This window comes from Frigoribacterium sp. AC512 (genome assembly GCF_979258295.1).
On sequence record NZ_OZ409850.1, the window covers coordinates 1 to 12956 of the forward strand.

5 protein-coding genes, 1 tRNA gene and 3 rRNA genes are annotated in these 12956 nt (G+C 63.3%); 6 read left to right on the forward strand and 3 right to left on the reverse strand.

Features of this window, described 5'->3' with window-relative positions; genetic code table 11:
• The first annotated feature begins 563 nt into the window (after positions 1–563).
• The 6 genes from ACZZ97_RS00005 (at position 564) to ACZZ97_RS00030 (ending at position 8747) form a co-directional block, all read left to right on the forward strand.
• A 16S ribosomal RNA gene (locus ACZZ97_RS00005) occupies positions 564–2085 on the forward strand.
• A 473-nt stretch (positions 2086–2558) separates the two neighbouring features.
• Positions 2559–5682: ribosomal RNA gene (locus ACZZ97_RS00010) — 23S ribosomal RNA — on the forward strand.
• A 226-nt stretch (positions 5683–5908) separates the two neighbouring features.
• Positions 5909–6025, forward strand: a 5S ribosomal RNA gene (rrf, locus tag ACZZ97_RS00015).
• Together the 16S, 23S and 5S rRNA genes form the textbook arrangement of a ribosomal RNA operon.
• Positions 6026–6166: 141 nt before the next feature.
• The gene (gene gltX, locus ACZZ97_RS00020; RefSeq protein WP_463471813.1) at positions 6167–7657 is read left to right on the forward strand and encodes a glutamate--tRNA ligase; all 1491 of its coding nucleotides are present in this window, start codon (positions 6167–6169) and stop codon (positions 7655–7657) included.
• Positions 7654–8622: an NAD(P)/FAD-dependent oxidoreductase gene (locus ACZZ97_RS00025; RefSeq protein ID WP_463471814.1), complete on the forward strand. Its 969-nt coding sequence runs from the start codon at positions 7654–7656 to the stop codon at positions 8620–8622. Before gltX ends, ACZZ97_RS00025 begins: the two co-directional genes overlap by 4 nt.
• 53 nt (positions 8623–8675) lie before the next feature.
• Positions 8676–8747: transfer RNA gene (locus ACZZ97_RS00030), tRNA-Gln, on the forward strand.
• 649 nt (positions 8748–9396) lie between these two features.
• Here ACZZ97_RS00030 and purL read toward each other — a convergent pair.
• The 3 genes from purL to purS are packed head-to-tail and all read right to left on the reverse strand — an operon-like array spanning position 9397 to position 12712.
• A complete protein-coding gene (purL, locus tag ACZZ97_RS00035) occupies positions 9397–11709 on the reverse strand; it encodes a phosphoribosylformylglycinamidine synthase subunit PurL (protein ID WP_463473735.1) in 2313 nt (770 codons plus the stop codon).
• A gap of 26 nt (positions 11710–11735) precedes the next feature.
• Complete coding sequence (purQ, locus tag ACZZ97_RS00040) at positions 11736–12431, reverse strand: phosphoribosylformylglycinamidine synthase subunit PurQ (protein ID WP_314102961.1); 696 nt, start codon at positions 12429–12431, stop codon at positions 11736–11738.
• Positions 12431–12712, reverse strand: a complete 282-nt coding sequence (gene purS / locus ACZZ97_RS00045; protein ID WP_463471815.1) for a phosphoribosylformylglycinamidine synthase subunit PurS — start codon at positions 12710–12712, stop codon at positions 12431–12433. Before purS ends, purQ begins: the two co-directional genes overlap by 1 nt.
• Between the last annotated feature and the right edge of the window lie 244 nt (positions 12713–12956).

A 12956-nucleotide genomic window follows, 5' to 3' on the forward strand; every position in this document is an offset into this window, starting at 1 on the left:
AGACCCTTGATTTTCCGGGGTTAGACGTTGCGACACGCCCGGGATGCGGCAGGGTTTGGACGATGTGGCTGGTGTGCCTGTAATGTTTCCTCTTGTCACCACGGAGGTGCGGCGGAGCGAAGCTTCACCGGCCACCTGATGACATCGACCTCCAAGTCCTCGAGTTGCTGCTGGTTCTGCTAGCTGGCCTCGGACCAAGTGGGTTGCGAACACTGATCCAGATGGTGTAGCGTCATGGCTCGTCGTGAGAACGACACCGGCTCTCAGGAGTCGAAGAGCGATGGTCTTGCATCAGGAAGATCGGTGCTAAGGTTTCACAGCCGCTCCGGGCGATGGTCTCATATGAGATCGGGTCTCTGATGCGTTTGGTCCTTGAGAACTCAACAGCGTGCACATTGTCAAATGCCAAATTATACCCTGGCATTGTCGGCGGCTTCGGTTGCTGATGGTGTTTAGGTTTCTTTGAGATTGACGGACAATCAACAATCGTCAGATTGTTTTGTTCTTTCAGTCAGCATCAAATTCAGCAGTTATCACCTTTTTCCGGTGGTTCTGTTTTTTCTTTTACGGAGAGTTTGATCCTGGCTCAGGACGAACGCTGGCGGCGTGCTTAACACATGCAAGTCGAACGATGAACTCCAGCTTGCTGGGGGGATTAGTGGCGAACGGGTGAGTAACACGTGAGTAACCTGCCCTTGACTCTGGGATAAGCGCTGGAAACGGCGTCTAATACCGGATACGAGCTTCAGCCGCATGGCTAGGAGTTGGAAAGAATTTTGGTCAAGGATGGACTCGCGGCCTATCAGCTAGTTGGTGAGGTAATGGCTCACCAAGGCGACGACGGGTAGCCGGCCTGAGAGGGTGACCGGCCACACTGGGACTGAGACACGGCCCAGACTCCTACGGGAGGCAGCAGTGGGGAATATTGCACAATGGGCGAAAGCCTGATGCAGCAACGCCGCGTGAGGGACGACGGCCTTCGGGTTGTAAACCTCTTTTAGTAGGGAAGAAGCGAAAGTGACGGTACCTGCAGAAAAAGCACCGGCTAACTACGTGCCAGCAGCCGCGGTAATACGTAGGGTGCAAGCGTTGTCCGGAATTATTGGGCGTAAAGAGCTCGTAGGCGGTTTGTCGCGTCTGCTGTGAAATCTGGGGGCTCAACCCCCAGCCTGCAGTGGGTACGGGCAGACTAGAGTGCGGTAGGGGAGATTGGAATTCCTGGTGTAGCGGTGGAATGCGCAGATATCAGGAGGAACACCGATGGCGAAGGCAGATCTCTGGGCCGTAACTGACGCTGAGGAGCGAAAGCATGGGGAGCGAACAGGATTAGATACCCTGGTAGTCCATGCCGTAAACGTTGGGAACTAGATGTGGGGACCATTCCACGGTCTCCGTGTCGCAGCTAACGCATTAAGTTCCCCGCCTGGGGAGTACGGCCGCAAGGCTAAAACTCAAAGGAATTGACGGGGGCCCGCACAAGCGGCGGAGCATGCGGATTAATTCGATGCAACGCGAAGAACCTTACCAAGGCTTGACATATACCGGAAACGGCCAGAGATGGTCGCCCCGCAAGGTCGGTATACAGGTGGTGCATGGTTGTCGTCAGCTCGTGTCGTGAGATGTTGGGTTAAGTCCCGCAACGAGCGCAACCCTCGTTCTATGTTGCCAGCACGTTATGGTGGGAACTCATAGGAGACTGCCGGGGTCAACTCGGAGGAAGGTGGGGATGACGTCAAATCATCATGCCCCTTATGTCTTGGGCTTCACGCATGCTACAATGGCCGGTACAAAGGGCTGCGATACCGTAAGGTGGAGCGAATCCCAAAAAGCCGGTCTCAGTTCGGATTGAGGTCTGCAACTCGACCTCATGAAGTCGGAGTCGCTAGTAATCGCAGATCAGCAACGCTGCGGTGAATACGTTCCCGGGCCTTGTACACACCGCCCGTCAAGTCATGAAAGTCGGTAACACCCGAAGCCAGTGGCCTAACCCCTTGTGGGATGGAGCTGTCGAAGGTGGGATCGGTGATTAGGACTAAGTCGTAACAAGGTAGCCGTACCGGAAGGTGCGGCTGGATCACCTCCTTTCTAAGGAGCATGTACCAGCCCTGCGGTATACACAGGGATTCATCTGGTCAAGTCAGTTCCGAAGCGAATGTCTTCGGCTGGCGCTCATGGGTGGAACATTGACAATGACTTTCCGGTGAGCCGGTCAGCTTTAGTACGTCACCTTTTAGGTGTCTGGAACGGGAGGGCTGGGGAGCTGGGGGGTGTGCACGCTGTTGGGTCCTGAGGGACCAAACCGGTTGATCGGAAGGTCAACGGGTTGAACTCCTCTGGGCCAGGAAAGTCCTGCATCAATCGCAGGGTGATTCTGGTGCCGCCCGTATTTTGAGAACTACACAGTGGACGCGAGCATCTTAGTCGCAAGCAGTTGCCGGCCTTCGGGTTGGTGAGTGGTTGTGATACTAAGTGCAATTTCTTAGACCAACCCGCCTTTTGGTGTGGTTGGCGAATGAGATAACACTGAGCTGCCAGTCTTTGGCTGGCGGCAACTTTGTGGTCAAGTTTCTAAGAGCAAACGGTGGATGCCTTGGCATCTGGAGCCGAAGAAGGACGTAGAAATCTGCGATAAGCCTCGGGGAGCTGATAATCGAGCCCTGATCCGAGGATGTCCGAATGGGGAAACCCCGCCAGGCGTTTTGACCTGGTGACTCCCGCCTGAATATATAGGGCGGGTAGAGGGAACGTGGGGAAGTGAAACATCTCAGTACCCACAGGAAGAGAAAACAACAGTGATTCCGTCAGTAGTGGCGAGCGAAATCGGAAGAGGCTAAACCGGTCATGTGTGATAGACGGCGGTCGTTGCATGGTCGGGGTTGTGGGACCCGTTGTCCTGTTCTGCCGGACAGGAGCAGTTACAGCGCAGTATAGGCGAACAGCTTTGAATGGCTGGTCATAGAGGGTGCGAACCCCGTAGCCGAAATGCTGGCGCTGGCTGAATGGGGATCCCAAGTAGCTCGGGGCCCGAGAAATCCCGTGTGAATCTGTCAGGACCACCTGATAAGCCTAAATACTCCCAGATGACCGATAGCGGACAAGTACCGTGAGGGAAAGGTGAAAAGTACCCCGGGAGGGGAGTGAAATAGTACCTGAAACCGTTTGCTTACAAACCGTTGGAGCCTCCTTGTAGGGGTGACAGCGTGCCTTTTGAAGAATGAGCCTGCGAGTTAGCGATATGTGGCGAGGTTAACCCGTGTGGGGTAGCCGTAGCGAAAGCGAGTCTTAAGAGGGCGATACAGTCGCATGTCCTAGACCCGAAGCGAAGTGATCTATCCATGGCCAGGTTGAAGCGACGGTAAGACGTCGTGGAGGACCGAACCCACTTCAGTTGAAAATGGAGGGGATGAGCTGTGGATAGGGGTGAAAGGCCAATCAAACTTCGTGATAGCTGGTTCTCTCCGAAATGCATTTAGGTGCAGCGTTGCGTGTTTCTTGCCGGAGGTAGAGCTACTGGATGGCCGATGGGGCCCAAAAGCTTACTGACGTCAGCCAAACTCCGAATGCCGGTAAGTGAGAGCGCAGCAGTGAGACAGTGGGGGATAAGCTTCATTGTCGAGAGGGAAACAACCCAGACTACCAGCTAAGGTCCCTAAGCGTGTGCTAAGTGGGAAAGGATGTGGAGTTGCAGAGACAACCAGGAGGTTGGCTTAGAAGCAGCCACCCTTGAAAGAGTGCGTAATAGCTCACTGGTCAAGTGATTCCGCGCCGACAATGTAACGGGGCTCAAGCACACCACCGAAGCTGTAGATTTCGTATTATAGACAAGCCTTCGTGGTTCAGTCGTACGGAGTGGTAGGAGAGCGTCGTGTGGCCAGTGAAGCGGCGGTGTAAACCAGCCGTGGAGGCCACACGAGTGAGAATGCAGGCATGAGTAGCGAAAGACGGGTGAGAAACCCGTCCTCCGAAAGACCAAGGGTTCCAGGGCCAGGTTAATCCGCCCTGGGTAAGTCGGGACCTAAGGCGAGGCCGACAGGCGTAGTCGATGGACAACGGGTTGATATTCCCGTACCGGCGAAGAACCGCCCAAGATAATCCAGTGGTGCTAAGAGTCCTAACCCGGCTGAGTGGATCCCTTCGGGGTGATGCCGGCCGGTCTAACGCTCGACCCCATGCTGGTGCGTTTAGCGTATTAACAGGTGTGACGCAGGAAGGTAGCTGAGCCAGGCGATGGTATCCGTAAGGTGAACCTGGTGTAAGGATGTAGGGCTGACGATAGGCAAATCCGTCGTCAATGCGCCTGAGATCCGATGCGTACCCCGATTGGGGGAAATCAGTGATCCTATGCTGCCGAGAAAAGCATCGACGCGAGGTTCAAGCCGCCCGTACCCCAAACCGACTCAGGTGGTCAGGTAGAGAATACCAAGGAGATCGAGAGAATCGTGGTTAAGGAACTCGGCAAAATGCCCCCGTAACTTCGGGAGAAGGGGGGCCGGAACCGTGATGGGATTTACTCCCGGAGCGGGAAAGGCCGCAGAGACCAGTGGGAAGCGACTGTTTACTAAAAACACAGGTCCGTGCCAAGTCGCAAGACGATGTATACGGACTGACGCCTGCCCGGTGCTGGAAGGTTAAGAGGAACGGTTAGCGCAAGCGAAGCTGAGAATTTAAGCCCCAGTAAACGGCGGTGGTAACTATAACCATCCTAAGGTAGCGAAATTCCTTGTCGGGTAAGTTCCGACCTGCACGAATGGCGTAACGACTTCCCAGCTGTCTCAACCGCGAACTCGGCGAAATTGCACTACGAGTAAAGATGCTCGTTACGCGCAGCAGGACGGAAAGACCCCGTGACCTTTACTACAGCTTGGTATTGGTGTTCGGAGTGGCTTGTGTAGGATAGGTGGGAGACTGTGAAGCTTGGACGCTAGTTCAGGTGGAGTCATTGTTGAAATACCACTCTGGTCACTTTGGATATCTAACTACGAACCGTGATCCGGTTCTGGGACAGTGCCTGGTGGGTAGTTTAACTGGGGCGGTTGCCTCCTAAAGAGTAACGGAGGCGCCCAAAGGTTCCCTCAACCTGGTTGGCAATCAGGTGTCGAGTGTAAGTGCACAAGGGAGCTTGACTGTAAGACTGACAAGTCGAGCAGGGACGAAAGTCGGGACTAGTGATCCGGCAGTGGCTTGTGGAAGCGCTGTCGCTCAACGGATAAAAGGTACCTCGGGGATAACAGGCTGATCTTGCCCAAGAGTCCATATCGACGGCATGGTTTGGCACCTCGATGTCGGCTCGTCGCATCCTGGGGCTGGAGTAGGTCCCAAGGGTTGGGCTGTTCGCCCATTAAAGCGGTACGCGAGCTGGGTTTAGAACGTCGTGAGACAGTTCGGTCCCTATCCGCTGCGCGCGTAGGAAATTTGAGAAGATCTATCCCTAGTACGAGAGGACCGGGATGGACGAACCTCTGGTGTGTCAGTTGTTCTGCCAAGAGCACCGCTGATTAGCTACGTTCGGAACGGATAACCGCTGAAAGCATCTAAGCGGGAAGCCGGCTTCGAGATGAGATTTCCATACCCTTCGGGGTGAGAGGCTCCCAGCTAGACTACTGGGTTGATAGGCCGGATGTGGAAGTGGGGACTAACGACCCATGGAGCTGACCGGTACTAATAAGCCGATAACTTGACAACACTCTTCCCCTGTAGAGGAGGAAGAAAGATTGCTTAGCGTCCACTATGTGGTTCCCGAAAGACGGTCGGCAACGACTGAGCTTTACGGAACGCCCTGACACCACAGGTCCTGTGGTGCGGGGACAACAGAACAGACAAGTCCTACCGACTGTAGTTGGTGGGCATGGTCTGGAACAGACTTCACCCTCACCCGGGGCTCATGCTTCGGGGGTTGTGTGGTAAATGTTTCGGCGGCCATAGCGAGAGGGAAACGCCCGGTCCCATTCCGAACCCGGAAGCTAAGACTCTCAGCGCCGATGGTACTGCAAGGGGGACCTTGTGGGAGAGTAGGACACCGCCGGACTCCTTTTACAGAAGAGCCCCTCCACTGGAGGGGCTCTTCTTGTTAACCCGGTAGTGGTCAGCCGACGACGGACAGCCAGCAGGGGCAGGTCGCTGAGAGCGGGCCCCGAGAAGCGGGGCTGCGCCGGTAGGATCGTGACCGATGTCTGCTCCCTTCTCCACCGCCTCCGGCGCCGATGTGCGCGTGCGGTTCTGCCCCTCTCCCACCGGGACTCCTCACGTGGGTCTCATCCGCACTGCCCTGTTCAACTGGGCGTACGCGAGGCACCACGGCGGCACGCTCGTGTTCCGCATCGAGGACACCGACGCCAGTCGCGACAGCGAGGAGAGCTACGAGCAGATCCTCGACGGCCTGCGCTGGCTCAAGCTCGACTGGGACGAGGGCGTCGACGTCGGCGGGCCGCATGCGCCGTACCGGCAGTCGCTGCGCCACGACATCTACCGCGACATCATCGACAGGCTCCTCGAGCGCGGCCTGCTCTACGAGAGCTACGCGACGGGTGAGGAGATCGAGGCGCGCAACATCGCTGCCGGTCGAGACCCCAAGCAGGGCTACGACAACTTCGAGCGCGACCTCACGGACGAGCAGCGTGCGTCCTACAAGGAGGAGGGGCGTCAGCCGGCGCTCCGTCTGCGTGTGCCCGACCGCGACCTCAGCTTCGACGACCTGGTGCGTGGCGAGATCACGTTCCCCGCCGGCTCGTTCTCCGACTTCGTCGTGGTCCGTCCGAACGGCGTCCCGCTCTACACGTTCGTCAACCCCGTCGACGATGCTCTGATGGGCATCACCCACGTGCTGCGCGGCGAGGACCTGCTCTCGTCGACGCCTCGCCAGATCGCCCTGTACGAGGCGTTGGTCGAGCTCGGCGTCACGGAGTTCGTGCCGCGCTTCGGCCACCTGCCCTACGTGATGGGCGAGGGCAACAAGAAGCTGTCGAAGCGCGACCCTGCCTCGAACCTGTTCCACCACCGCGACCGCGGCTTCGTCCCCGAGGGCCTGGTCAACTACCTGTCGTTGCTCGGCTGGTCGCTGTCGCACGACCGTGACGTGTTCAGCCTCGACGAGATGGTCGCGGCCTTCGACGTGACGGACGTGAACCCCAATCCGGCTCGCTTCGACCTCAAGAAGGCGGAGTCGATCAACGGCGATCACATCCGCCTCCTCGAGGTCGGCGACTTCACGCAGCGCCTGCTGCCCTACCTCGACGGCGTCGTCAGCGACCCGCCGACCGAAGCCGAGGCCGCAGTGCTCGCCCAGGCCGCACCGCTCGTCCAGGAGCGCATGACGCTGCTCGGCGAGGCGCGCGGGATGCTGTCGTTCCTCTTCACGGCCGACGACGAGCTCGAGTACGACGCCGACGCGACGGCCTCGCTGCCGGAGTCGTCCGCCGACGTGCTGCGCGCCTCCTCGGCTGCCCTCGACGGGGTGCAGGAATGGACCCATGCCGCGATCCAGGACGCGTTGAAGGCGGCGCTCGTCGACGACCTCGGCCTGAAGCCGCGGGTCGCCTACGGCCCGCTGCGCGTCGCGCTCTCGGGGCGGCGGGTGAGCCCGCCGCTGTTCGAGTCGATGGAGATCCTGGGTCGGGAGTCGACGCAGGCGCGCATCCGGCGCCTCCTCGAGCGATCATGACCGAGGTCGGTGTCGACGTGCCCCCAGCGGACCCGCGCTGGGACGTCGTCGTCGTCGGGGGAGGGCCGGCGGGTCTCAGCGCCGCGCTGAACCTCGTCCGCGCCCGGCGTCGCGTGCTGCTGGTCGACAGCAACCGCCCGCGGAACTCGGCGACCCTGCGGTCGCACGGGTACCTCACCCGCGACGGCATCTCTCCCCTCGAGCTGCGCAAGCTCGGCCGTGAGGAGTTGTTGTCGTACGAGGAGGGCGAGCACTGGCAGACGATGGCCACGAGCATCAGCCGCGGTGACGACGGGTTCGTCGTCGACTGCGAGTTCCGGGGGCAGCAGAGCCGGGCCGTCGCCGACGTGGTGCTGGTCGCCACCGGGCTGCAGGAGACCCTGCCGGCGATCGACGGGCTGCGGGCCTTCTACGGCACCTTCGTGCACAGCTGCATCGAGTGCGACGGCTACGGCAAGCGCGACCAGGCACTCGCCGTCATCGGGGAGCACCCCGACCTGGCCGAGCGTGCGCTGCTGCTGTCGCAGTGGAGCGACGACCTGGTCGTCTTCACCCACGGCTCCGCCGACGCGGTGACCGAGGCCGAGGAGGCGCAGCTCGCCTCCCGCGGGATCCGCGTCGACCGCCGTCCCATCGCGTCGCTGCAGGGCGGCCGCGAGGGGCTCACCGGAGTCGAGCTCGAGGGCGGCGAGGTCGTGCCGCGCGAGGGCGGATTCGTCCGCCCCGCCTGGGCCGGCAAGCTCGAGTACGTCGCGCCTCTCGGTGCCGACCTCGACGAGGACGGCCTGCTGGTCGTCGACGACCACGGGCGTACCTCGGTGCCGGGGCTCTACGCCGCCGGCGAGTCCACGGCACCTGGGCCGCAGCAGCTCATCGTCGCGGCCGGCTCCGGGGCGCGAGTCGCCGCGGTGATCAACCGCGACCTGATCGGTGGCCTCGACGAGCTCGGAGATCGTGTACAGTAGACGCTGGCTCATCTGATGGGCCGCAGTGATGTAGACCTGGCGGTCGACGTCATTGGGGTATGGTGTAATTGGCAACACGACTGATTCTGGTTCAGTTGTTCTTGGTTCGAGTCCAGGTACCCCAGCAAATTCATCCCCTGTGTCCTCGTCGGACCGGGGGATTTGCTGTTCGTGCTCGTCTGGCCGCCTGCCGGCGGCTGCCGGGCTGCGCCCGGCGGGCCTTCGGGCGGCGGCGCTTCGCGCGCCTCCTTCGGCGACAGGGGCAGAGCGGCGGCGCTTCGCGCGCCTCCTTCGGCGACGTGGGTGGGGGCGGCGGCGCTTCGCGCGCCTCCTTCGGCGACGTGGGTGGGGGCGGCGGCGCTTCGCGCGCCTCCTTCGGCGACGTGGGTGGGGGCGGCGGCGCTTCGCGCGCCTCCTTCGGCCGTGGGGCCCAGAGCGAGACAGATCTGCATCCACGGCGGCGTGAGCCCCGTGAGTGTGGCTCGGGTGTGCCCGATCACTCTCAAATCTGAGAGTGATCGGGCGCGGGGACTCGGGCAGGAGGAGCGCACCGGGTTTCGTGCACTGCACCGGGACTAGACCGGGTGCAGTGCACGAACGCCGGTGCAGCGTTCCCAGCAGCAGCAGCAGCAGCAGCAGCGGGGGCGGCGGCGCTTCGCGCGCCTCCTTCGGCGACGTGGGTGGGGGCGGCGGCGCTTCGTGCGCCGACGCGGGGTGGGGATGCACGAAGGCCCCTGCCGGTCGGCAGGGGCCTTCGGGCGGTACGGGCGGCGCCTACTGCGGGATGGTGGCTCCGAAGCGGGCCGGGAGGGTGCCGCGGTGCGTGCTGCGGAGCTCGTCGAGCGAGACCGTGAAGACGTCCTGGATCTCGAGCGACTGCGAGGACGCGTCCGTCACGCCGATGCGGGCGACCGGGTAGCCCCGGCCCTCGCACAGGCCGCGGAACTTGACGTCGTCCTCACGGGGCACCGACACGACCACGCGTCCGGTCGACTCCGTGAAGAGCGTCGCCGCCACGTCGAGGCCGTCGCGCTCGAGCAGCTCGCCCAGGTAGACGCGGGCGCCGACGCCGAAGCGCAGCACCGCCTCGGCCAGGGCCTGCGCGAGGCCGCCGTCGCTGAGGTCGTGCGCCGACGCGATGAGCGACTGGTCGGCACCGGCGGCGAGCAGCCCCGCGAGCTGCTTCTCAGCCCCGAGGTCGACGGCCGGCGGGCGTCCGCCGAGGTGGTCGTGCACGGTGCCGGCCCAGGCGGAGCCGTCGAGCTCCAAGGAGGAGGTGCCGAGCAGGTAGATGTTGTCGCCGTCGTCCTGCCAGCCGGAGGGCACGCGCTTCGCGACGTCCTGGATCACGCCGAGGACGCCGACCACGGGGGTCGGGAAGATGGGCTTCGTGCCGGTCTGGTTGTAGAACGACACGTTGCCGCCCGTGACGGGGATCTCGAGCTCGAGGCAGGCGTCGGACAGGCCCTCGACGGCCTGCGAGAACTGCCACATGACCTCCGGGTCCTCCGGGCTGCCGAAGTTGAGGCAGTCGGTGACGGCGGCCGGCACGGCACCCGTGACGGCGACGTTCCGGTACGCCTCGGCGAGGGCCAGACGGGCGCCCTGCTTCGGGTCGAGCTGGCACCAACGGCCGTTGGCGTCGGTCGCGATGGCGAAGCCGAGCCCCGATTCCTCGTCGACCCGGACCATGCCGCCGTCGTCGGGGAAGCTCAGGGCCGTGTTGCCGAGCACATAGGTGTCGTACTGGTTCGTGACCCAGCTCTTGTCGGCCAGGTTGGGGGAGCCGAGCAGCTGCAGGAACTGGGCCCGCACCTCCTCGGGGTCGGTCGGACGCGGCAGGGTCGCCGCCGTGTCCGCCTGCAGGGCGTCGATCCAGGACGGGTAGGCGACGGGACGCTCGTAGACCGGGCCGTCGACCGCGACGGTGCGCGGGTCGACGTTGACGATCTCTTCCCCGTGCCAGTTGATGACCAGCCGGCCGGTGTCGGTGACCTCGCCGAGCACGCTCGTCTCGACGTCCCACTTCGCGGTGACCGCGAGGAACGCGTCGAGCTTGTCGGGGCTGACGACTGCCATCATCCGCTCCTGGCTCTCGCTCATCAGGATCTCCTCAGCGGTGAGCGAGGGGTCGCGGAGCAGCACGTCGTCGAGCTCGATGAACATGCCGCCGTCGCCGTTCGAGGCCAGCTCGGAGGTGGCGCAGCTGATGCCGGCCGCTCCGAGGTCCTGGATGCCCTCGACGAGCTCGCCGCGGAACAGCTCGAGACAGCACTCGATGAGCACCTTCTCGGCGAACGGGTCGCCCACCTGCACCGAGGGGCGCTTCGTCGGGCCGCCCGACGAGAACGTGTCGGAGGCGAGGATGGAGGCGCCGCCGATGCCGTCGCCGCCGGTGCGCGCCCCGAAGAGCACGACCTTGTTGCCCACGCCCTTGGCGTTGGCGAGGTGCAGGTCCTCGTGGCGGAGGACGCCGACCGCGAGCGCGTTGACCAGCGGGTTGCCCTGGTAGACGGCGTCGAAGTAGGTCTCGCCGCCGATGTTCGGCAGGCCGAGGCAGTTCGCGTAGAAGCTGATGCCCTGCACGACGCCGTCGACGACGCGCTGCGTGTCGGGGGCGTCGATCGCGCCGAACCGCAGCTGGTCCATCACCGCGACCGGACGGGCGCCCATGGAGATGATGTCGCGGACGATGCCGCCGACGCCGGTCGCGGCGCCCTGGAACGGCTCGATGTAGCTGGGGTGGTTGTGGGACTCGACCTTGAAGGTCACCGCCCAGCCGCCTCCCACGTCGACGACGCCGGCGTTCTCGCCCATGCCGACCATCAGGTCCTTCGTCATCGCCGGCGAGACCTTCTGGCCGAACTGGCGGAGGTAGATCTTGCTCGACTTGTAGGAGCAGTGCTCGCTCCACATCACCGAGTACATCGCCAGCTCGCCGCTCGTGGGGCGGCGGCCGAGGATCTCGCGGATCTGCGCGTACTCGTCGGCCTTGAGGCCGAGCGCCTCGTAGGGCTGGTGCTTGTCGGGCGTCGCGGCCGCGTCGGCGGTGGTGTCGGGCTTCGGACCCTCGGGGCGGACGTCGATCAGCTCGGCGCGGTCGTTCTCGGTGCTCACTTGGACAGGGCCCTCTCGATGACGGACGTGAAGAACGTGAGGCCGTCGACGCCGCTCGACATCGCGTCGGGCATGTCGGGGCCGAAGCCGGGCTCGGTGGCGTGCTCGGGGTGGGGCATCAGGCCGACGACGTTGCCGCGGGCGTTCGAGACGCCGGCGATGTCGTCCATCGAGCCGTTGGGGTTGACGCCGACGTAGCGGAAGGCGACCTGCCCCTCGCCCTCGATCCGCTTGATCGTCTCGTCGTCCGCGATGAACCGGCCGTCGGCGTTCTTGAGGGGGATCGTGATCTCCTGCCCCTCGGCGAAGCCGTTCGTCCAGTCGGTCGACGCGTTCTCGACGCGGAGGACCTGGTCGCGGCGGATGAACTGCTGGTGCGCGTTGCGGGTGTGGGCGCCGGGGATGAGCCGCGCCTCCGCCAGCATCTGGAAGCCGTTGCAGATGCCGAGCACGGGCATGCCCGCGTTCGCCGCGTCGACGACCTCGGTCATGATCGGCGACAAGGAGGCGATGGCACCGGCGCGCAGGTAGTCGCCGTAGCTGAACCCGCCGGGCAGGATGATCGCCTCGACGCCCTGCAGGTCGTGGTCGCCGTGCCAGAGGGCGACGGGCTCGCCGCCCGCGAGGCGGACCGCGCGCTGGGCGTCGCGGTCGTCGAGCGAGCCGGGGAAGGTGACGACGCCGACGCGCATCAGACGGCGGGAGCGGCGTCGAGCACGGTGATGCTCACCACGTCTTCGATGACCGAGTTCGACAACACGTCGTCGGCGAGGGTGCGCACGTCGGCGAGGACCGCCTCCGTCACCTCGCCCTCGACGGTCAGCTCGAAGCGCTTGCCGATGCGGACGTCGGTGAACTGCGCGGTCTTGTCGGGATCGTTCAGGCCGAGACGGGAGAGGGCACCGACCACGGCCTTGCCCTGGGGATCGAGCAGTTCAGCCTTGGGCATGACCTCGACGACGATTGTGGGCACGTTTCAACTCCTGCGGGCTGGCAGCGGGTGGACTCCGCGAGTCTATCGGGACGGTGCTGCCCGGCCGGGCGTCGGATGCCGTCCTCGCGCGGGGCCACCTGCCGGCCCGGCCGGTGTCGACGGTGATCAGCAGATCGGTAGGCGGCTCCCAGCGTCGTCATCGGATCGGGACGCACCATTGATCTCAGCAGCAGGAACAGGGCCTCGTGATCGGGTCCCCTGCCGCTCCGGTCGAGGGTTCCTG